Source organism: Microcoleus sp. Pol14D4, from assembly GCF_036701245.1.
Classification (GTDB): domain Bacteria; phylum Cyanobacteriota; class Cyanobacteriia; order Cyanobacteriales; family Microcoleaceae; genus Microcoleus.
On the sequence record NZ_JAUBQM010000011.1, the window covers coordinates 1 to 22,653 of the forward strand.

Consider the following 22,653-nt stretch of genomic DNA (forward strand, 5'->3'; position numbering starts at 1 on the left):
TTCTCAGCTTGAGGCCATCAGGCCTTGTCTGAGTTACTTTGGCGATACTTGCTTATCAGCACTTATTGAGCAGTTACGGATTGTTCCCCGACTAAATCTCCAAAAACAAGCAGAAGAAAATTTTGAAGATTGGTATTTCAGACATCTGCTCGGACATCAGCATAGAATTATGGCAAATAACAATGAGCCTAATCCATGCAAGGGAATGTCTGGCTATGCAGCTACATACTAGGCTATTTTAGAAGGTCGCGATCTTCATGCTCAATAAATTTGACGCAAGCGCTATATTCTAGTGCTAGATGAGTTTCATCATGTCAAGCAAGATGGAGCATGGCATAGGGCATTACAGCCATTGGTAGATAATGCTGTATTAGTCATCTTAGTAACAGGAACTGGCGATCGAGGAGATGCGCAACCAATTGCTTTTATGCCCTATAAAGCAAATCCTAGCGGTACTACTCCAGATTTATCAAGTAGTAAAGATACCGTAGTTATTGAATATACGCGAGGACAAGCACTCAAAGACGGTGCGATCGTTCCTCTCCATTTTGAATGGGGTGATGGGGAGGCTAAATGGATAGACCAACAAGGGCAAGAATGTTCAGTCGAAAGCTTAGCAGAGGCTGGAGACTATAGCAGCTTAGCACTTCGCACAGCGCTTAGTACCGGATACGCCGAGCAGTTACTCACAAAGTGTGTTGATAATTGGAAGTCACATAAAAAAAATAACCACCGATCTAAGCTATTGGTACTCGCGCCCTCAATACCAATAGCTAATCAATATTTGGAGTGGCTGCAAAAGTTAGGAATCAAAGCCTTAAAAGCCACAAGTGATGAATCAAAAGAAGCGCAGGCAGCAATTAAAAGATTTAAGAAACACTACAATTACGGCGATGCAAAAGCAGTTGATGCTCTAGTGACAGTGGCAATGGCCTATGAAGGACTGGATGTTCCGGCAATTACCCATGTTGCGTGTTTAACTAATATCAGAAGTAAGCCTTGGCTTGAACAATCATGGGCAAGGGCTGCGAGAGTCGATCGAGAAGCTGGAGTTTTGAAAAAAACAGGATTGATTTATCTTCCAGATGACAAATTAGCCGTGGATTGCGTACAAAAAATCATGGCGGAACAAGCTCCAATTCTTAGGGAAAGAGAATTAAATAAACGTGAAAATGGCAATGGTGGCAATGGGGATAATGATGCTAAAAACAAAGAACTGGGATATAATAGTATTATCGCATTAAATTCAAGCTTGACACGCTCAAGAGCATCTGATTCAAGTAACGGGGAAACTGTTGATTATGCTGAAACCGCTATACTTCAATCAACCGCACAGGAGTTTGGAATTAGTGGCAGCACTATAAATCTGAAACGTTTTATGGAGTCGTATAATACACGACGAACTAGCACTGAAGGTTATGCAGATTCATCAAACCAAGAATCCTTAACCCCAAGTGAAGAGCTGTCTATTATACGAGACAAAATTGAAAATTATGTCCGTTACTATACAGCCAAGAATGGTATGGAGTTCAAAACCATTAATGGGGAAATTGTCAAAGAATTTGGCAAGTCACGCAAAGCAATGGCACTTGAAGAATTGAGGCGGGTGTGGGCATGGCTACAAAGCAAATATCCAATGAACGATTGAAAACTCACATCGAAACTCTCGGCAATGCAGGCGAACTCAATGCACCTCCTGGATCGCGCCCTTGGGCGATCGCTGTAAGGCTGGAACTGCAATCAGCCTTACATGATGCTGCATTCAATGCTCAACAATTGAAAGCATGGCGCGATTTGATGAAGCAATTCTCTGGCTATCATCAGCTTGTTGACGAGCGTGGACAGCCATTCAAGACTTATGAGGAACTCTGCAAGGCTAAACCACCATTTGGTTTGGGTTATGAGCCGTCAGATATTGATAAAATTATTCAGGAACTAGCATCACCTAATGCAAAGACGTTTGAGCCTGAACAAGATCAATTTCAAGAGCAGGGAAGTTCGTCAAAATATTTGGAAAAATTTTCTAAGCTGCTTCAAGCTTGTCCAGATCAGCAGCCTATAAATGCAGTTAAGATTAAACGAGTATTGCGGACTTGTTTAAGTAACGCACACATTTGGAGGAAAGGTTGGCTAGAATTGGGATGGATTGAACCCTTATCAGGTAATAAACGTGGTTATTACCAAATCACCGATTTGGGGCGGAAACTGGTGAAAGATTGGTCAGAAAAAGTTCCATCTAGTAGCCTAAATACCCCTTCATATGTAAAGATTCCTCGTCATAACCCGAAGAAAGCTGGAGAGGCGCTAATTAAAGCTTTGGACTCTGAGCAACTCAGAGAACTTTATAGTTTAATCGGACAATCGCTTGCGCTTGAAAACAACCCATAATAAAAACCCGGTTTTTTCAACAGCACTTATGCAATGGGCATCAGGACAATCAACTTGTAGGGTGCTCTACTACTTTCACGATCAACGAAATATCGAGGGGTTGGGATAGTAGAGTACCTTACTAATTGTGACACTTGCATAATTCCTGATTTTTTAACCGCAGATAAACGCAGATGAACGCAGATGAAATTTTGTCTGCGTTCTTTTAATTAAGCTTGAATCCTTTAGCGGCTAATTGCTGGCGGAGACTCTGAATCATCACGCGATCGAGAGTATTTTCACCACTATTGGTACTAGATTTGCGCTGTTGTTCAATATATGCTGTACGCTTTTGAGATAAGTCGCGGATCGTTTTTTTAATCGCTTCTCTTTCGGTTTTCTTTCCAGCAACATATGCTCTCTTTTCTGTTAGCGTCATCCCTCGCATGATTTCTGGTAAATTATCATCTGATATTGCCTCTAGTTTAACTGTACCGTTTTCGAGAGCATCCAGCAAGTCCCAAGAAGCATTATCATAGTATTCAGAAGCTTTGGACGCACTACGCGAAGCAAAATTGGCGCCAGAATTACTATCTTCAACAGCCTGACGTTGTTGTCCTATTCTTCCTTCTCTACCGTAGGGAATGTAGGTTTGATTGAGTTTAGTATTCCAAATAGAAATTTCGTCGTCGTAAGGGGACTTAATTACCACAATTTGTTGGTTTTGATTAATGTTGAAGCTACTGCCTTTTGCTAACTCTGCTCCTGATGCCCAAAGTTGTCGCTCCTGACTTTCGGCTGAACCACAGTAGATTGTATTAACGAGAGTATCTCCTTTGACAGCGAGATTGACAGATTGATTCCAAACTATTGGGCCTTGATCGAAGGGTTCATTACCCGCAATAAAAATCACGCGAAAATCTTCCTGATTTTTACTCCAGTTTAATTCTTGCATTGCTGAACGAATTACCCAGCCAGCATATTCTTGACCGCCGTTGGTTTTGATACTAAATAGTTTTTCGGAAACTAAATCTAATTCAGGAGTAAATCCAGTTAATAATCTCACAAAACCTTCCGAAGAAGGTAAAGTGTCATTACCATAATGGTAAAGGGCAACCTCTAACTCTGGCACTTCGCCATCTTTGGTTACTTTAGTTAAAAAATTAACAATTTGCCAAAGTTGAGTACGAGTCTGGTCAATCAATCCATCCATGCTATTACTAGAATCTAAAAGGATGGCTATCTGAATTTTTGCTTTAGCGAAAGCTGTTGTAGGAGAACACAAGATACTTAGGGTTAAAGCTGTAGTGAATAAAATTCTAGTTAGTTTCTGCATGGAATTTTCTGGTTTGTTTATAGTCAGGACTGACGCAATCAATGGCTGTTTGGCAAGGGTTTGAGCCTCTTCGCAACCAAGGGCGAATGACAGAATTATGTTTACCAATTATAGTCTTTGGATAATAGATTTGAACGCTGGTGTCAAGTCACTTGTAATAATATTTTACATTGGTGATTAATTCAGTCAGTCCTGGACGCACAAAAGCCGATTTATCGCAAAAATTGTGGATTGATTCGAGATATTTTGAGGTAAAAACCAGGTTTTTGGCTCGGTGTGCGTCCCAAACTGACTTAAATAAAATTATCACAAACAAAAATCAGGTTTTTTAAAAAACCTGATTTTTATGTATTCGATAGAAGTTCAATTATCTACAATTAATTCACGCTATAAATAAGAATTATATCTTTTTTTTGTCCAAAAAAATCGTTGCCACCTTGGATATAAAAAAACAAAAATTTTTCAACATTCATGGGTTAACTGCTAAAGCATGAATCAGTGGTCTACATTTTTGTGGTAAATATAACTGTGTTTTTGGCAGGTTATTCAATCAGTTGATTCATAGCTACATCATTATTTCAGAGCTAACTGTTAGAATTAGTAACCAGGATTCTTGTCCTCGCGTTGTAGATAAAATGTGTGCTGAAAATTAACAAGGCGATTCTATTAACAAGCCCGATCGCACTTCTGCACTTTCGCATTCTCTAGCTGCCGTATATCCGTCATTTACTCAAACTGAAGTCTCGCTTCACGAACTTCGCAATTTCCCTTCTGTATATTTATCAGGGTGAACTCGGTGGTTTTATGCAAACTCTACGATTTTTTTGGTAAATTTTTGCAAACACTGGGTAAAAATAGGGAAAAACGGGTGTTTTCGGGATTTAAGGGCGATCGATGCCACAGCGTGTCTATAAACCGAGTTTACGAGCACCAGTCCTGTTTACAAAACTCAACCTACACTCAAACAGCCAAATCCACGACACAGCAAGACTTTCAAGCATCCGCTCAAAAAAACTTTGGCTGTTCGCAAAAAATTTCCTTACTCAACCTGATAAGTAAATGTAGGAACAAAGTTGCGGCCGCACTTAACTATGACTGATAAATCCAACCCCTCCGAGGGGGAAGACCACTTATCCGACGAATCCGATGCTGTTGGGTGCTCAGTAAAATCGGAAAAGTTCGATCGAGCTCCCGCCCACCAGCACATCCTCGAACTCGTCACCAAAGCTTGCCAGCATCCCCCCGGCAGTCTCCAGCGAGGTCATTTCTTGAATCAACTAATTCGAGAGATTCTCAAATCCGGCAAACTCTGGAAACAAAAAACACCTTACTATGAAGAGGCATTGCAAGAAACATGGATCTATCTAAATCGAAATTTATGTGAAGCTACCACAGCAAAACGACCTTACGATCCCGAAGAAAGCCTGATTACGACTTGGTTAAATCGCTATCTCCAAATGCGGCTGTTAGATTGTCGTCAGGCCCCAATAAAAGAAAGTGACACACCAAACCGCCGTCGAATAGCGTCCTCAGAAGGAAAACAAGATGAAAAAACTATCAATCGCAGGGACGATATCGCCGCCGATCCTGATGTAACTTTCTATGTGGACGAAGTTCTCGCATGGATAGAAACCGATCCAAATAACGAGTTAAAAAGTAGACACGTTAGAGGCAAACCGCAGATAAATTGCCAAGTTTTATTGCAGCGCAAATGTTTGTACGGTCAAAGTCTTCAAGAACTCGCAAAAGAGTTTGGCTGCGCGCATTCTACTTTATATCAATTGTTCAACAATGATTGTCGTTATCTGCTGCAAAAATTTTGCGAAGACCAAGGATATCAAACTTTAAATATACCAGGAGTGTACCAAAACAATGAACCATAGCAATCTTTGGGAAATCGAATCTTTGCCGATGCCAATTACTCAGAAGGCACTGCAAGTTGCTCAGCATTTTGCCACCCAACAGCGCCACCCGCAAAGGCACGAGCAAGTTTATCTCAATACTTTGGCAGTGCTGGCCGTTCGCGATTATCTAAAAATTATCGATATTGAAACTGATTTGACTCAATGCGATAGCTGGAATCCCGTAATTCGCCTGTTTGCAGATGCGGGAGATTTGTATGTTAAAGGATTGGGAAAAATCGAATGCCGTCCAATTAACAATAGGCATCAAAATCAAGAAAATGGCAACCAGGATTCATCTGCACCTCCGCCTGAGATTTGCCCGGTGCCGGTGGAAGCAAGGGCAGAACGCATTGGTTATATTGCAGTAGAAATTGATGAGGAGGAAAAGGAAGCGAGATTGCTTGGTTTTTCTCCAACTGCGGATGCGGGGGAATTAGTATTGAGCGAATTGCATTCCCTGGATAATTTCTTAGGGCATCTAGAACATTTGTTGGAATCTAAGATTAACCTCAGTCAGTGGTTCATGAATGTATTTACGGCTGATTGGCAGCCTTTTGAAGCGGTATTTAACCCGCAAGCAAAAACTTCTCCTGTTGAGATTGAAAATCCGGTTAAATCTAATTTAGGTAATTGGTTGCCAAATTTTGCAGAAATATTTTTGCAGCAATTGGAGGAAGCTAAACAAAAGTTAAAAAACCTGATTTTCCCTGACGAAACCCCCAGTTTTGCATTACGAGGAGGTGGAAATTCGAGAGAAGAATCTGCGTTACAGGGCAGTCAAAGTAGCATCAATAGGTTTCCCGAAGCCGATGTCACGCGGGCTAAGTTGATTGACTTGGGAATGCGCCTGGGAAGGACAACTGTTGCTTTGTTGGTGGCGATTGCTGAAGAGAGCGATCGCACTGTCAGAGTTCACGTTCAACTGCATCCGGCGATCGGAGAACGTTACCTGCCCCAGAATATTAAACTTTCCTTAATATCCGACATCGGTAAAAATCTAACCGAGTCACAATCAAGGATTCAGGAGAGGTACATTTTGCTGAAGGATATTGAGGTCGATCGAGACGAGAGCTTTAGTATTCGAGTAGCTTTAGATGATTTCAGCGTCACAGAAAATTTTGTGGTATGATATCTCGATTAACTCTACTCGCGTCTAATTTATGAGCTTAAGATTTATCTTGGGTTTAGGGATGGGGGATCTACACAAGGGTTTTCCCGACATCACAGGGGAGTTTCAAGAAAGCCGAACAACAGTTCATAAATTTAAAGGAAGTTTGCCACCAGCTCCGGAAGTTGACGATCTGCAAAAAAGATGGCAACTTATTTGTCGTGCGGGACAATCTAGCAACATCCTTTCTAGAATTAAAGTTAAGGCTACAGGGATCACCAATATTTCTGAAGATAATCCTCAATTGATCTATCAATATTTGAATGAATCTATGAGGCTGTGGCTGAGTAGTGAGGAATTTTATGCGGGCATTGAGGAAAATTTTAGAAATGTAGTCGATGCAGTTGGTGGCAGAACTCAGTGCTTTGAAGTATTTCTCGAAATCAAAGATTCGGAAAATTGGCATCTGCCTTGGGATGCGTGGAAATTTCGCGAAGATTACAAGAATTGTGAGATAATCAAAAGTCCGTCCCAGTATAGAAAAGCTCTCAAAAAGGCAACTACAGGAGGAATGCCTCTGCCTTCGCGAGGTAGAATTTTATGTGTATCCGGTAATAGTGACGGACTCGATCTGCGACAAGATGAGAAAAGTCTTCAAAGGTCTTTTGGCGATCGCTGCGAGTTACAATTTATTCAGCAACCAACCCCTCAACAGTTGCGCGCTCATCTTTCAGAGGATGAAAAAAACTGGCAAATTTTATATTACGGCGGACATAGCGATAGCAATTCTGTCAATGGATGGCTCCAGATAAATCAAGCAAATTGTGATAATAATGTCACAATAGACTATTTAAAAGAGGGCTTAGAAAAATCAATTTTTCAAGGATTGGAGTTGCTAATTTTAAACTCTTGTTCGAGCATCCAATTGGCAGCAGATTTAGTGGCGGGAGGCTTGCCTTTACCGTCAATGATTGTGATGCGTGCGCCGATACCAGATAAAATTGCTCACGATTTTGTTAAGTCTTTATTCGGATATTTAAGCAAAGAATATCCTTTGTTTTTAGCAGTACGAAAAGCTAAGGATTATTTACAGAAGTGGGAATCTGAGTTTCCCGGTGCGAGTGCGATACCTGTGCTCTGTCAGCAGCCCACTTTTGACGGGTTGACTTTACTGCAATTAAAGCGCGTGAAGCGCAGCTATCCCGTAGGGAATTGCCCGCTTGTTGCTGTGGGATCTCTTGTAGGTGATACTGGGGGCGATCGCCCAAACAACGATATCTCTATTTTTATTTGTAATTTGATGCAGCGCCTGGGAATCGGTTTAGCTACTACCGCTAGCAGTTATATGTTAATGGGCCCGATACTTGCCCCAGTTGCGAATCAAATTGGCATGGAAAACCACCGTCAAAATAAACCTTTAATTGCTAAATTATTCTACAATTTAGCAAGCTTAATTAACCTGAATTATGCACAACCTTACTATAATTTAGCTATGTTATGCGACGAATTGAATGACGAGCGAGGTGCGTTAGAGGCAATGCAAAATGCTGTATTGCGAGGACTTCCTGATGCTTCAGCTCAAATATCTAAATTATTCATCCGCAAGGATAAACATCAACCCGCTTTAAAGGCGATCAACCTTTGTTTAGAACACGCTAAATACGATGGAGTAAAAGCGGCTTGTATCAAAAATCGAGGCTGGATACGTTTTAAAGAACAGCAATATCATGATGCAGAAATAGATTTCAAGACAGCAATTGGATTGACAGAAAATAGCCCTGAAGCTCACTGTTTTTTAGCACGGGTTCTGGAAACTAAAGGTAAGCCAAATGAAGCGTTATATCACTGGAAAAAAACGATTAAATATTCTAAATCTAGCGTACCAGAACAAGAGCAATGTATCCAAAGTGCCAAACAACATTTACGAATAAAAGGAAATATCAAGTGAAAATCAGGATGGCAACTTTTATAGCATTAAGCTCGATCGCAACTACCGCACTAGCAGCCAGTAACAGAATCTCCAACGGACTGATTATCCATAGTAGCGGGGAAGTTGCGATCGAGCGCCAAAACGGGCTAATTGTCCGCCCTACCAGCGGTACGCCGATTTATCCGGGAGACAAATTGCGAACAGCACAAAACGCCCAACTGACGATCCAATGTGCAGATTTGGGGATAAAGTCGATCGCACCTGGTGAAAATCAATTGAATAGCTGTTTGTTAGCCAAAGAAGAGTCGAAATCTGATTGCAGCCGCGACTTGATTAAATGTCCCGATCGCGGCGACGGTAAAATTGCTTGGAATAGCGCGCCAATTCCTTATATTATCAGTCCGCGGCGCACGAAATTGCTCGACAGCAAGCCAATTTTGCGGTGGAATCCGGTTGCTGGTGCGACTAGCTATAAGTTGAGCCTCCGCGAAAATGGAGCGAAATTAAACTGGGAAATGACTGTTAGCGGTACTGAGGCTGTCTATCCAGGGGAACCAGCGCTGAAACCCGGTGTTAGGTACCGATTGATTGTCGAGGCAAATACAGGTGCTTCATCGGAAAGCGCTGTTGGGGAGGGGGATATCGAGTTTAGCTTGCTGGATGAGACTGAGGTGGAAAGGGTGAAAAGTGAGGTTGGGGCGATCGACAAACAAGTACCTAACGAAAACGCCAAAAAATTAGCAATTTCTAGCGTTTATCTTAACACAAACTTGATTGCCGAAGCAAGAGAAATTTTAGAAAACTTAAAAGAAACAGGCGTAGAAACACCGCCCATTTATCGCACATTGGGCGATATCTATCTGGAAAAGCTACAACTGGTTCCCCAGGCTGAAGTCTACTATTCCAAGGTGATTAATACGGCGAAACCTGACGATATTGAGGAGTTGACAGCGGCTCGATACGGATTGGGACAAGTTCATTCAGCCATGAGAAATAATCTGGAAGCTATGAAATATTTGCGAATGGCAAAAGATGGATATACAACTTTGGGAGATTTGCCAATGGCGGAAAAGGTAGAGAAGCAATTGCGGGATTTGCAAAGGAGGGAAGACAGGAAATAGTAACTGGCTGTGACGTTAATTCCGGCAGGAGTTGTGACGTTAATTCCGGCAGGAGTTGTGACGTTAATTCCGGCAGGGGTTGTGACGTTAATTCCGGCAGGGAATGAATTCCCTGCCTCAAAGCAAAAGTCCACTGAAGTGGACTGATATCACACTTTTTTATACAGTCCTCTTCAGTGGACTAATACCAAACTTTTTTCTACAGTCCTCTTCAATGGACTTTCGCTATTAGCCAGGGAATTCATTCCCTGGCGGATTGACGGACTTTGGGACTGTCAGAGGGCGCTGGTGGGCTTTCGCAATTATCAGAGTGAAATCGATATCATCTACTAACAAAACCATGAAATCAACACACAAAAAAACCCGCTTTTTCCTCACCTTCCTCTCATTTACCACCTTAGCAATGTGGGAAATAGGACTTTTCCCCGCATCTCAAACAGCCACAGCCCAAATCACCCCCGCAACCGACGGCACGAATACTCAAATTACTCCCAGCGGCAACCAATTCAACATCAACGGCGGCCAACAATCCAGCGACGGTGCAAATCTATTTCACAGTTTCCAAGAATTTGGTTTAACTCAAGGACAAACTGCCAATTTTATATCAAACCCCAATATTCGCAATATTTTAGGGCGAGTTGTCGGCGGCGATGCTTCGCTGATTAACGGATTAATTCAAATAACGGGCGGCAATTCCAATTTATTTTTAATGAATCCGGCGGGGATTGTTTTCGGAACAAATGCCAGTTTGAACGTGCCTGCTGCTTTCACCGCGACTACTGCGACGGGCATCGGTTTTGGCAATAACTGGTTTAGTGCGGCTGGTACTAATAATTATACTCAATTAGTTGGAAATCCTAATAGTTTTGCTTTTACAAATACGCAACCGGGAGGAATTGTCAATTTAGGCAATTTGGCTGTGGGACAAGGGCAAAATTTAACTTTATTGGGCGGCACGGTTTTGAGTACGGGACAACTTTCTGCACCGGGAGGAAATATTACTGTTGCGGCTGTACCGGGTGAGAGTTTAGTCAGAATTAGTCAACCGGGAAATCTGTTGAGTTTGGAGATTCAGCCGCAATCAGCAGCCGGAAGTTTGCCTCAAAATTGGGTGTTGCCAGTTGCATCTTTGCCCCAGTTGTTGGCGGGTGGCGGGGGAAGTGCAACGGGGGTGACAGTCAACGCTCAAGGGCAAATAGAATTAACTGGTTCTGGTTTGCAGGTAGAGAATGGAGATGTCGCTGCTAAAGAAGTAACTGCGGAGAATGCAACGCTGTCAGCTAGTCGCAATTTGACATTAGTTGAAAGTCAGTTGCGTACAACTGGCGATTTGAATTTGCTTGCTGACAATACAGTGCGGGTGCGCGATAGTGTGGCAAATCCGTTTGTGGCTAATGCTGGCGGTAATCTCTACATTCAGGGAAATCAAAGTATCGATATTTTGGCGCTGAATCATCTTTCGCAAACGCCATTTGTTAGCGGCGGAAATTTGACTTTAGTGAGTGATGGCATCATATCTACAGATGCTCATTTTAGGAGCGGTAATAATACGTCGATCGTCGATTTATCGGGTATACCTGCTAATTTAATCAGCTTGTACGACCCAATATATACACAACCTGGTGACTATAGTTCTGGAGGACATACGGGTGCATCTATCAAGGTCGATACGACTTCGGGTACGGGAAATATTAGTTTTACTGGAGATATCATAATTACGAGTCCCGATGCAACTTATGCTAATGCTTCTCCGGGTACAGATGAATTTATCTTGGGCAATTCGCGATCGGTAATTTTGCGATCTGGTGGCAACATTAAAACAGGAAACATTGACACATATCCCGATCCGAATATTTTTATAAGAATTGGTCAAACTGGCCCTATAACTTTGCAAGCTGCAGGCAATATTCAAGCAGGAAACATTAAAGCAGATAATTTTGGGGGTGACGCTAGTTCTATATCTTTGACTGCTGGAGGAAATATTTCAACAGGAGAACTTCGTGCTATAGTTAGTTCTGTTAATGGCAATGGCGGTAATATTACTGTTAATGCAGGTGGCAGCTTTACTCTTACAGGAAATATAGCTTCTTTCTCACCAAGTCGAGCGGGTGATATTACTCTCAAAGCAAAAGGCGATATCTCTATGAACTGTTCTAATCCCTCTGTTTGTATAGAGAGTTTTGCTGGGGGTTCTCCTACCTTCAAACCTACTGGTAATAGCGGTAACGTTACCATCATCAGCGAACAAGGAGCTATTATTTTTTCTCCAAGTGGAGTACATATCAGCAGTGGAAATGGCGATTCCCCCGACCGTCCTGGTTTTATAACGTTACAGGCAAATGGTAATATTAATGTAGATCTTATAGGCTCAAATAGTACAGGTGAATCGAAAGCCGATGGTGGAACTATCAATATTACCAGCGTAAATGGCAATATTGAGCTTGGCGATATAAATAATTCTTCAGATGGGGGTAATGGTGGCAATATCACCATCTCTACCAGTGAAAATATTATAACAGGTGATGTATTAAACTACGGTAGATTGCAAGGCGGGATTGTTAATTTTACTAGCACGAATGGCAGCATCACTACAGGGAAATTAAATGCAAGCAGCTCTCAGGATTCAGGAAATGATACAATTTTTAGACCTGAAAATGGTGGCTCAATTACTTTAAATGCCGATCGCAATATTACGACTGGCAATCTCAACGTAACGGCGAATCAAAACGGCGGCCCGATCGCACTTACGAGCAGTGCCGGTTCCATAAATACCGGAACTATCGATACCACGGGCGATCGCGCTGCTGGAAATATTACCATTCAAGCCAGCACCGGCATCACAACACCGACAACAGGAACCGCGATCGCAGGTGATTCTGCTAAGGGCAATGGCAGCAATGTTACTTTATCTACTGCCAGCGGTGACATTAATACAGGCGATGTTTTAGTATCGGGAATACAGGGTGGAAATCTTAACTTTACTAATAGCAAGGGAAATATCACTACAGGTAAGTTATTGACAAGTTATGACGGTTCATTTCCCGGACTTAAAACTAACACAGGCGGAAATGTTAATCTAAATGCTGGGGGAAATATTACTACCAGCGACATCCGGGCGATCGGCAATCAAGACGGCGGCTCAATCACGTTTAAAAGCGGCGGGGCGATCGACACTACCGCCGGAATCATAAATGCGATCGGCGGCAACAACGGCGGCAATATTTCCCTCGAAGCTGGAACCAACATCAGTACGGCAGGGATTGGTAGCGCCCTATTATTAAGCGGCTTCAACGCCAATAGCGGGAATCTTCGCATTCAAAGCGGCGGTAATATCGACACAACTGCCGGCCCAATTATTACCGCCGCAGCAAATGGTAAGGGCGGAGATATCACCATAAATGCTGGCGGAACAGTTTCGACATCGGATATTAATTCCCGCACTTTCGCTCCCAGTATTACTGTGACTGGCGGCAATATTGATGTTAAGGCAAATGATTCTATTACTGCCAGTGGCAAGATCGAAACTAACCGCAACAACATTACTTTTAACGCTCCGGTGACATTAGGTGACAACCTGTCAGTCAAAATTTTAGAGACTGGCGATATTACTTTTAAGTCTACTGTTGACGGGCCTTACAGTCTGACTGTTCAACCCGATGCGGGAAGTGTTGACTTTGGTGGTGCTGTTGGCAGTGTCTCTCCCCTCAACAGCGTCAATATTCAAGATGATATTCCCAAAAGTTCCGCTGCAATTAACATTGTTACTACGAATAATATTACCGCCCAAAATATTAAGTCAGCGACCGGAATTTCTTTGTTTAGTGAGAACGGAGAAATCACAACGAAAAATCTCGATGCGACTTCCCCTAACAATGGCGGTAATATCGCTTTGAGCGCTGGAACTAATATTGCTGCAGGCGATATCAATACCTCGTCTGCTGGTAATGGCGGCAGTATCTTGCTCGACGCTACCGGAAGTATTACTGTTGGTAAAATTGACTCTTCGGCGCAGGGGAATGCAGGGAATGTCACGGCTTATAACCGCAGTGCTGCGGGCGATATTACTGCGAGTATAATTAACGCTCAAAGTAGTCTCGGCCAGGGTACGGGAGGCAATGTCGAGATTCAAATGGGAAGGTTTTTTCGATCGCTCAATTCCTTCACAGACACAAACGGCATCAATGCTAGCATTTCTACCGCTGGAAAGCCTGGAGATAGCAGCGGCGGTACTATAATTATCCGCCACGGAGGCGCAGGATTAACGCCGTTTATTGTCGGTGATTCTGCCATAAATGGAACGGCGGGTGCAATTACTAGGGGAAATTCTAATCCTATTCAAACAATTTTGCGGGATAACTCCTATCGTTATACTTACGGACAGGATGTTGATCGCATTCAAATTATCTCCGTGCCGCCACCAATAGTTGCACCCACACCAATAGTTGCACCCACGCCCGCAGCTACTCCAACACCCGCACCGACACCAGCAGCTACTCCAACGCCTGCACCCACAGCCGCAGCTACTCCCACGCCCGAACCGACACCAGCAGCTACTCCAACGCCCGCACCCACGCCCGCAGATACTCCATCGCCCGCACCGACACCCGCAGCTACTCCAGCGCCTTCCCCAACACCGACTCCAGCGCCCGCACGCACGCCCTCACCGCAACTCCCACCGCGTTTACCCCTTGCACCTTCGGCAACACCCGAAAGCTCGATCGCACCTTCGGCAACACCCGAAAGCTCGATCGCGCCTTTCCCAATTCCCCAAATATTTATCCCACCTGCCCCAATTCCCCAAACTTCGATCGCACCTTCGGCAACACCCGATCCGATACCTGGTTTTCCCCTCAACATCCGACTACCTGAATTGCCCGATTCATTCGTACTGCCACCCCGCGCGCGCCCCACGCAGCCCTCAACACCCACAACCCCAAACGCTTCTGCCCGCATAGCTTCGAGACCTACCCTTCCCTCTGTTTCCCAAATCACCTCCTCCCTCGCCACTCAACCTGCGATCGCCCCCCAACCTTCAAACGCGCCAAATCCGGCGCCCACAGCCCCTCTTGCCTCCGTAACCCAGCCCTTAGCTCCTATTCAGCCAGCACCTGCAAGTGCGATCGTACCCGCGCCTGCAAGTGCGATCGTACCCGCGCCCGCTGTCAGCCCAAGCCAAACTCCCCAGCGGCAGTTAGCTTTTTTAATTGGCGATTTATTGGGTGCTGAAACCTCGATCGGCCAAAATGCTGAAACGGGAAATACCGAATTAGATTGGAAGCGTAACAACGAAACAATTATCTCCCTAGAACTTCCTTACACCCCGTCAGTTAACACCATTGCCGGAGCAGAAGCAAATAACCCGATCTCCACACAGACATCTGCTGATAATTTAACTGTTTCAGTCGCAGAAACTCCGCCGGAAATAATCGTTCAAACTCCTAGTGTACCGATTGCTAATTCTGAACCCTTTGATGTCAATCTTTCAGATCTATGGAATAGAATAGCTGCAATAAATACAGCGCCAGTTCAAGATTCACCGACTATTAATCCAGCGCCCGCACCAATTCCCGCACCAACTCCAATTCCCGCACCAACTCCAGCGCCGGCACTAACTCCCGCCCCGGCACCAATTCCCGCACCAACTCCCACTCCCCCTCCGATCGCAGAAAATCCCGCACCCGCAGATATCCCGAATCTCTTTCCCTCAGAAATTAGCAGGTCGCTCGTCGAACAAACTTTAGACCAAAACAATGCTAACGATGCTGTTGCTCTAATTGACCAACTCTTTGAACAAGACTACGAAAATTATTATGGGGAAAATTTCACGGATAAAAAAATCAACGTTCAATATCTGAGAGAAACTCTGAAAAAAATCAAGGAGGAAACCGGAAAGCAAGCTGTAATTGTTTACGCCATCGTCCGGCTCAAAGAAGTGTCGCTAGTGTTAGTAGTTCCCGACGGGCCTCCTATTCTCAAACAAGCGCCCGTTAACAGCAAAACACTGCTAAAAACTGTGAATATTTTTCAGGGCTATTTGGCGAACCCACAAAATTCCCAAGATACAGCATATTTGGAAAACGCGCAGCAACTTTACCAATGGTTAATTTCACCAATATCTAAAGAATTGGAATCGTTAAATATCGATACGCTAATTTTTTCATTCGATGCAGGTTTGCGCCAACTGCCACTATCCGCTTTGCACGACGGCAAGCAATTTCTAGTAGAAAAGTACAGCCTCGGCTCAATTCCCAGTGTCAGCCTGAGTAACACAAAGTATCAAAGTTTGAAAAACGCTCGAGTTTTAGCGATGGGTGCTTCAGAGTTTCCCGATAAAGATCCTTTGCCTGCAGTGCCGCTCGAATTATCTGCGATCGCCGGGAGGAGAACAGAAACGCAAAATCAAGCAGCATTTCCCTTGTGGCAAGGCCGCTCTTTTCTCAATCAAGAATTTACCCTAGAAAACCTGAGAAAACAGCGAAAACAACAGGCATTTGGAATCGTTCACTTAGCTACTCACGCCAGTTTTCCTCAAGGCGAAAATGGAAGAAAAGAAGCTGAGATTGATTTGTGGGAAAGCTCTTTGGCGCTGGATGAATTTAGGTTGGCGAAGTGGTACGATAGCCGACAAGTCGAGTTATTAGTGCTGAGTGGGTGCGAAACTGCGATCGGCGACAATACAGCAGAAATGGGATTTGCTGGACTGGCCGTCCGCAGCGGTGTCAAATCAGCGGTAGCGAGTTTGTGGAAAGTTAATGATATCGGCACTTTGGCGTTGATGACCGAGTTTTATGGCAATTTGCGATCGGAAAACATTAAAGCTGAAGCCCTCAGAAAAGCGCAACTGGCAATGATCCGCAAACAAATTGTAGTCAAAGACGGTCAATTGCGGGGAACTCAAGGCGCGATCGACATTAATCAAGCCACACAAGCAGCAAATGCAGATTTATCTCACCCGAACTTTTGGGCCGGATTCACAATAATTGGCAGTCCTTGGTAAATTAATTGGAGATTTGATATTCACCAGTGGTAAGGTGTAAGGCTAGACGCACCCTACATTGACTGGCGGGATTTTGCAAAAAGTAAATGTATCCCTGACTACTATCTTTTTATGTCATAAATTTGCTATGAATAGCAAAACTAAACACTAGCGGGGCAAAACCTGTGAGCAAGTTTGATAAAATATTCAATTCAGAAGACCAATCCGAAGCAAGCTTGACTTTAGAAGAATGCGTAGCAGCGGTAGCATTGGTGGCAGCGGAGGCCAATTCCCCTGATACGGATGCTGATATCTTAGAAAGCATACTTTGGGAATCCGAAATATTTGCTGAATACTCGGAAGATGATATGTCAGCAATGTTTCAAAGACTCGCCAGTATTGTGGCCCAAGACGGTTTAGGAGCATTATTTAATACTGCTTGGGAATCCATGCCAGATGAGTTAGTTTTGGATACTTTTGCAATAACCGCAGCAATGTTTGTCGCAGATGGCGAAATATCCCAGAAGCACGAGGCTTTTCTCCAAGAATTCCAGCAAGCATTAGGTGTGGAAGACGAGGAAGCAGCAGAAATTATTGAGGATGTAACTGCTGCTTACTCGGAAGTAGAGGGCGAAGAGTCTGATTTCGATGCCGCATGGTACGTATCTCCTGAAGGCAATTTTAGCGTTCCCATTCCTGTTGACGAGGAACGAGGCGGTAAAATTGATGATCAAGAAGGTTGTGTCGCATTTTCAGACGACTTTGGCGTTTTCCTGAAAATTGATTATTTCCCTGTTGCTGGTGAAGTGGAAGAAACAATCGAGTCGGTTGGCGAGGAAGGTTATCTCAAGTCTTTTCTCGACAATTTTGTTTCTCAGGCAATTCTTGCTAATGTTCCCAATTCTAAGTTACTCCACGCAGAATATTTAGAAGATGAAGAAGCTTATTTCGTGGTTTTAGATTTGCCTGCGGGTGCAACTATCAGCGTGCAGAAAAACGATGGCCCTCTGACTCGGTTGGATGCTTACCGGGGACTTATGGCTTTTATTGCTGACGATTTTTGCTATACGGTAAGCTGTCAGCGAATTTATCAGGAGGGGAATGAGTTGGGTTCCCTGGAGTCTGAAGTTGAGGGAATTATGAACAAGATTTTTGAGTTTATTGAGACAATCGAATTCGGGCCAATCGAATAAAGATGACTTGTTTAGACGCGCTAAAAACCTGGTTTCTTTCTAGATGTTTCGCTGCTCAACCCTATATTTTCACAGAAACCGGGTTTTTTGCCAACCATTCTCACTATATTACATCGTGTCCGGTCGATCGACCAAAATCAAAATCTTTCTAGGTAGGAATTAAATCCTCACTACTTGCGCGAGCGTGGTTATTTTACCGCACTGCGCTAGATATTAGAAATAAGAATTAAATAACCTGCAATGCGTGATTATTCTTGTGGGATGGGCGTCTCGCCCGTCCTTTATAGACGGGCGAGACGCCCATCCCACAGGCTTATGCAAATTATTTAATTCACGATCCTTAGAGGTTTTTACAATAAAATTGTGCGATCGACAACAGGCTTTTTTGACCGATTCTCGATCGCACTTCCAGATACATTCAGTTAACCACAGTCGAGAGGCAGCAGCAATTAGCCGCCATTTGCGACTAATTAGTAGTCTGAGCTTCCACCAATCTTTGCTTGAGTTCTTCCAGAGCACTCGCCCAGCGCGGATCTGGCTGCACCGAGCCGGAATCAGCGCTCGACACCGTTGCTGCTGACTGATTGCGGCGAGACTTGTTGTTGTCACCCCGACGGCGATTGCTTTTGCTGGAACCGCCTCCACCTTGGGTAGGGGGAGCCGAGCGCTGCTGTTGCTGCGGCGCAGGTACAGGCATAGGCACAGACGCCGACGCCGACACCAATTGCGGTGACTGCGGCGACTGCTGCTGATCGTCTTCGCCCTTCTCTGATTTACCCTTAGAGCGCGGCAATGCCTTCTCTATTTTCAGCGGGTTTTCTTTGAACATCAAGCCGTTGTATTTCTCAATAACTTGGTCGGCTTGTTCGTCGGTTAGCACCGTCACAAAACCGAATCCTCTGCATTTTCCAGTTTTGCGGTCTGTAATTACCTTGGTGGTAACAGATTCGCCCTCCGGCGCAAAAACTTCTTGCAATTCTTGGCGATCGAGTTCCTTCGGTAGATTGCCAACATAAAGACGAATAGACATGAAAAATTCCTCCCGACTTGGATTTTAATTAATTTGCTCGAACAGAATCACCTGAAGTCAACTGAATATTGACTTCAGACAAACAGCACATAACCCGAGAATTGGCGCATTCCTCCCACCAACCTTGACAGCTCCCCCCACCTTTTAGAACAAAAAGATGATTTACTCTGATAAGGCCGGAACTTAACCGCCGATGCAGAGAGCTTTTAAATCTCAGGTTGTTGTGTAAACTTTTAGTCATCACTCAAATGTTTAGGCTATTGGCTATTCTGTATTACTTGCTTCCGGTTTTGATTCAGAATGTTTATAGCCAGCGCCGTCTAGAAATTTATGTCCAAGGATGTCAATTGCAAGCGATCGGAATGCCAGTATTCAGTTTAATACAGTGATGGATAAAATGGCTAACATTTTTTCAGCCAGTAATCTTACCTCGCTCCTAATGTCGCTCCTAATGCTGAGAACTACTCACTTACCCGCTATCCCTTAAATCAGGCCCGGCAGAGTCCGAGCATTCTTTAAAGGTATCACAGCCTTGGTAACAGAGCTAGTTATTTAGGAAGATTTCAGTCTGAATTTAACGGAAACCACATCTGAATCACTTTTGAGAATTCATCCCGCCCAGCAAAAATAGCGGTCGAAAAAAAACAGCCGACAAGCGGCTGGCTGTACTTGCTGTGTTGGGATGTTGACAATTTTTACGCAATGCCTTAAGGGATTTTAGCCAACTGAAGTTATCGCGCTGTTTGGTTCAATTTAATTCCTGTAAACTAATGTAACAGACTGCTGGCAAAAAAGCAACTTTTCTTTACGAAGGAAGTTCGGCAACGGATTTTGTAACGGATGTAACGGATAGACTGTAGGGTGCGTAGGGAGCAACTCCAGAATCCGATCGCCTATCCGCTGTTTAACTCAAAACCGATCGAGGCTGCGCGTTGTTCGCAACTCGCGTGGCAATCCGATCGCTATTCCTCACCTAGGGCCCTGGATAATGATGTATGCGCCCCAAATAGCAGCAGCAAAAGCCAAAACCGCCGACCAAATCGGATGTCCGCTGTCACTGACTCTCCCTCCTTGACTGCGGAGACTTTCAAGGTCGATCGCCACAGTAGCACCCCGGCGCAGCCAACCAGTCGCCACAACAGATGTTCCGATCAAATCGCTAGGGCGAGTAGTCTCTTTGAACAAAAATGGCCACAAAGAGCCAATGTAGCCAAACCTCGAAACATAGTGCAACCTCACCAAACCCGTCGCCGTTTGCAAAATCAAATCTTGTCCCAGCCAATTATTCATACCCGATCGACCTAAAAGTTGCCCTTCCAGCCGCACCGGTTCAGCATCCAGCGGCAAACTATCGGGATTTGACAAAATTTCCGGCAAACTCGGCGAAGCGGTTTCTCGGGGTATAATATCCGGGAAGAAAGAATTGATCCGCATCAAAGTACCGATGCTAAATCCGATCGGCAAACAGCCCCAAAGAATTGATCGATCGCCCCAAAGCCAATCCAACTGCCAAATACTCGTCCTCGAAAAAATCCCCCCAATCAGCCAAAGCACCCCGACTATCGCCAAACTCATCGGAATTCCAAAAAACGGCGCACCCTGTAAAAATAGTTTGGAGTCTTTAAATTCGAGTATTGACTTAAACAGAGACAATTTTCCTTTCCTGGGTTGTTCTTGCACTCCCGCGTTTGCCAAATCTAACTCTGTCTCTAGCTTCCAGAATTGAGCATAAAGAGCCAACAGCTTCAAACGCTCTCCCAGCAAAGGATGCGTGCGGTTAACCGTCAACCAATTGCGCTCGCGATTGCTAACATCCCACAACAAAATCTGTTCCAGCGGCGCGTGTAATGCAGCAGAACCAAGGCTTACAGCCTGTCCAACACCTACGGGTAACAATAGATCGAAACTTTCGAGGAAAAAGCTAGTTTGTTTTTGCTGTTCGATATTATCAGCAATGCCGATCGCAATTTTAGACAATGCCCGCGTCAAACCGTTAGGATTGCCCGTAATTTCCGCAGCAGTGCGATCGCTAAAATACACTCTGCGGCGCGACACCCACAACATCGGCCAGCGCAACAACTTATAAATCCCATAACTCGTAGCAGAAATTGCAGCGGCCACAAATTTAACAGCAGAACGCAAAAACTCGATCGTCATTAAATCACACAACCGCTCTTGCCAGTGCGCCACCTGCCAATAAATCAAGTAAGGAATCTGAATCACCAGCAGCGCCAGCGACATCGGCGCAAAATCCCAGTGAGAGATATGGCCCAACTCCCGCGCGAAAATAGTAGCAATTTCATCATCCGTCAACTGTTCCAACAGCCCCCGACTCACAGCAATCCGAGCAAAACGGGGCAAACCGCCGTAACTGAAAGCTACAGGAACATTCAGCGGCAAGAGTTTCAGCACCGGCACCGGCATATTTTGCTTCGTACAAAAACTTCGCAATATCCGACTAGCTTCCTTGCTGTGCTTGGATAAAACTGACCCGCGCAGGGTTTCGATGCCGCAAAAAAGTTTTAGCAGCGCGTCTATCAGCCAGGGAGACGAGGCCAAAAGCAATCCAAAAACCATCTGAACAAAGGGAGTTGGATCGCGGTAAAAAAGCTGAATCGGCGCGAAAATAGGCAGTCTACTGAATATGTAAAGCTGAACCAACAGAGAATTAGTGTTTGTCAGCAGGAATTGCAGGATAAACCGGGCTAGGAAAAATAGGGCGATCGCACTTGCAACGGCTTCCACCCGAAACTCCAGCAACTTCAGCGGTTTGAGCGGGCGCGGGCTTTTCGCGGTGCGCCCTGCTTCGCGCCAAGTGAGTTGGTAAGTATCTGGGCTGGCGACTCCGGGGAGATCTGTTGGGGAACCGGAACTATTTTCGCCGCTAATTTCTGCGGTATCGGGTGCGGTTTCTGTCGAGTTTTCCGGTTCTGAAGTCTGGCTTGTGGGGGGTGGAGGTGGCGGGGAAATATGTTGCGATTTGGCGTTCCCAGGCTTTAAAGCAGGCTCTAAAGGTAAAAATCCTGTTTTTTTATCTGCGGTCGGTCGTAGCGAAGCGGGGCGTAAGCCATCGCCCCCAATCGTTTTTTTCGGCGATTTTGTTCCGGCATCAAAGGCGACAAAGCCTGTTTCGGGGGGAGTTTCTGCGGATTTTGATTTATTTGCCGGTGGTTTTGGGGGGGGAGGGGGGGTTAATTCTGTTAAAGCGCGATCGGCCCAAGTTTTGACTTGAGAGTTGGGACTTTTGGCGAGGGAAGAGCACAGGGCGATCGCCTTTTTGACATTACCGGTTGCTTTGTACGCAGCCACTAACCCCATCTGCGCGCGGATTCCCGACGGCTGATTAGCTGCGGTTTGAGTAACGGATTCTAAAAGGGCGATCGCCCGATCGTAATCCCGCGCTTTCAAAGCAGCTAACCCAGCCTCTAGAGACTGTTTCAAAGATGAACCCGATTGATTTGAATTAGGTGGAGATACCATTACAGTGCTGGCGATCGCGTCTTTTCCAAGATAACCTCACCCTCCGGCAGTTCGGCAACTAGCAATCTACGGGATGTAACGGATGGATCTTTAGTCGTAGGGTGCGTCGCCTTAGAAAAATCCCTGGATGTGATCGAGAATCTCATAGCGACGCACCGGGAAAACAGGACTCACAAAACAAACAACACTTATTTTGTAGGATTACTTT

General features: G+C 44.7%; 13 protein-coding genes. 10 read left to right on the forward strand and 3 right to left on the reverse strand.

Features of this window, described 5'->3' with window-relative positions; genetic code table 11:
- From QUA33_RS06965 to QUA33_RS06975, 3 genes are all read left to right on the forward strand, one after another.
- The coding region (locus tag QUA33_RS06965) for a hypothetical protein (protein ID WP_333147574.1) at nt 1–232 on the forward strand (232 nt) is incomplete at its 5' end.
- A 60-nt stretch (nt 233–292) separates the two neighbouring features.
- Nucleotides 293–1,648, forward strand: a complete 1,356-nt coding sequence (locus QUA33_RS06970; protein WP_333147576.1) for a helicase-related protein — start codon at nt 293–295, stop codon at nt 1,646–1,648.
- A complete protein-coding gene (locus QUA33_RS06975; RefSeq protein WP_333147578.1) occupies nt 1,615–2,388 on the forward strand; it encodes a hypothetical protein in 774 nt (257 codons plus the stop codon). Before QUA33_RS06970 ends, QUA33_RS06975 begins: the two co-directional genes overlap by 34 nt.
- 205 nt (nt 2,389–2,593) lie before the next feature.
- Here QUA33_RS06975 and QUA33_RS06980 read toward each other — a convergent pair whose 3' ends face one another.
- Nucleotides 2,594–3,703 (reverse strand): hypothetical protein, encoded by a 1,110-nt coding sequence (locus tag QUA33_RS06980; protein ID WP_333147580.1) that lies wholly within the window; start codon nt 3,701–3,703, stop codon nt 2,594–2,596.
- A 1,091-nt stretch (nt 3,704–4,794) separates the two neighbouring features.
- Here QUA33_RS06980 and QUA33_RS06985 point away from each other — a divergent pair.
- The 7 genes from QUA33_RS06985 to QUA33_RS07015 all read left to right on the forward strand — a co-directional run bounded on the left by QUA33_RS06985 (nt 4,795) and on the right by QUA33_RS07015 (nt 17,935).
- Nucleotides 4,795–5,586, forward strand: a complete 792-nt coding sequence (locus QUA33_RS06985) for a sigma-70 family RNA polymerase sigma factor (RefSeq protein ID WP_333147582.1) — start codon at nt 4,795–4,797, stop codon at nt 5,584–5,586.
- Nucleotides 5,576–6,736: a DUF1822 family protein gene (locus QUA33_RS06990; RefSeq protein WP_333147584.1), complete on the forward strand. Its 1,161-nt coding sequence runs from the start codon at nt 5,576–5,578 to the stop codon at nt 6,734–6,736. The genes QUA33_RS06985 and QUA33_RS06990 overlap by 11 nt, the downstream gene beginning before the upstream one ends.
- A 31-nt stretch (nt 6,737–6,767) precedes the next feature.
- The gene (locus tag QUA33_RS06995) at nt 6,768–8,663 is read left to right on the forward strand and encodes a CHAT domain-containing protein (protein ID WP_333147586.1); all 1,896 of its coding nucleotides are present in this window, start codon (nt 6,768–6,770) and stop codon (nt 8,661–8,663) included.
- 8 nt (nt 8,664–8,671) lie between these two features.
- On the forward strand, nt 8,672–9,766 hold the full coding sequence (locus QUA33_RS07000) for a hypothetical protein (RefSeq protein WP_333147588.1): 1,095 nt from the start codon (nt 8,672–8,674) through the stop codon (nt 9,764–9,766).
- Nucleotides 9,767–9,775: 9 nt separating this feature from the next.
- Entirely contained in the window at nt 9,776–9,913 is a 138-nt protein-coding gene (locus QUA33_RS07005) for a hypothetical protein (RefSeq protein WP_333147590.1), read from the forward strand.
- A 256-nt stretch (nt 9,914–10,169) separates the two neighbouring features.
- Nucleotides 10,170–16,763, forward strand: a complete 6,594-nt coding sequence (locus QUA33_RS07010) for a CHAT domain-containing protein (RefSeq protein ID WP_445251072.1) — start codon at nt 10,170–10,172, stop codon at nt 16,761–16,763.
- Nucleotides 16,764–16,927: 164 nt separating this feature from the next.
- Nucleotides 16,928–17,935 (forward strand): tellurite resistance TerB family protein, encoded by a 1,008-nt coding sequence (locus QUA33_RS07015; RefSeq protein WP_333147594.1) that lies wholly within the window; start codon nt 16,928–16,930, stop codon nt 17,933–17,935.
- 466 nt (nt 17,936–18,401) lie between these two features.
- Here QUA33_RS07015 and QUA33_RS07020 read toward each other — a convergent pair whose 3' ends face one another.
- Together QUA33_RS07020 and QUA33_RS07025 are read right to left on the reverse strand one after the other, a co-directional pair.
- The gene (locus tag QUA33_RS07020) at nt 18,402–18,965 is read right to left on the reverse strand and encodes an RNA-binding protein (protein ID WP_333094544.1); all 564 of its coding nucleotides are present in this window, start codon (nt 18,963–18,965) and stop codon (nt 18,402–18,404) included.
- 969 nt (nt 18,966–19,934) lie between these two features.
- On the reverse strand, nt 19,935–22,445 hold the full coding sequence (locus tag QUA33_RS07025) for a zinc metalloprotease HtpX (RefSeq protein WP_333147596.1): 2,511 nt from the start codon (nt 22,443–22,445) through the stop codon (nt 19,935–19,937).
- Between the last annotated feature and the right edge of the window lie 208 nt (nt 22,446–22,653).

Coding starts and splice junctions, on each gene's coding strand:
- QUA33_RS06975 (WP_333147578.1), top strand. CDS start 1,615: ATGGCTACAAAGCAAATATCCAATGAACGATTGAAAACTCACATCGAA.
- QUA33_RS06980 (WP_333147580.1), bottom strand. CDS start 3,703: ATGCAGAAACTAACTAGAATTTTATTCACTACAGCTTTAACCCTAAGT.
- QUA33_RS06985 (WP_333147582.1), top strand. CDS start 4,795: ATGACTGATAAATCCAACCCCTCCGAGGGGGAAGACCACTTATCCGAC.
- QUA33_RS06990 (WP_333147584.1), top strand. CDS start 5,576: ATGAACCATAGCAATCTTTGGGAAATCGAATCTTTGCCGATGCCAATT.
- QUA33_RS06995 (WP_333147586.1), top strand. CDS start 6,768: ATGAGCTTAAGATTTATCTTGGGTTTAGGGATGGGGGATCTACACAAG.
- QUA33_RS07000 (WP_333147588.1), top strand. CDS start 8,672: ATGGCAACTTTTATAGCATTAAGCTCGATCGCAACTACCGCACTAGCA.
- QUA33_RS07010 (WP_445251072.1), top strand. CDS start 10,170: ATGTGGGAAATAGGACTTTTCCCCGCATCTCAAACAGCCACAGCCCAA.
- QUA33_RS07020 (WP_333094544.1), bottom strand. CDS start 18,965: ATGTCTATTCGTCTTTATGTTGGCAATCTACCGAAGGAACTCGATCGC.
- QUA33_RS07025 (WP_333147596.1), bottom strand. CDS start 22,445: ATGGTATCTCCACCTAATTCAAATCAATCGGGTTCATCTTTGAAACAG.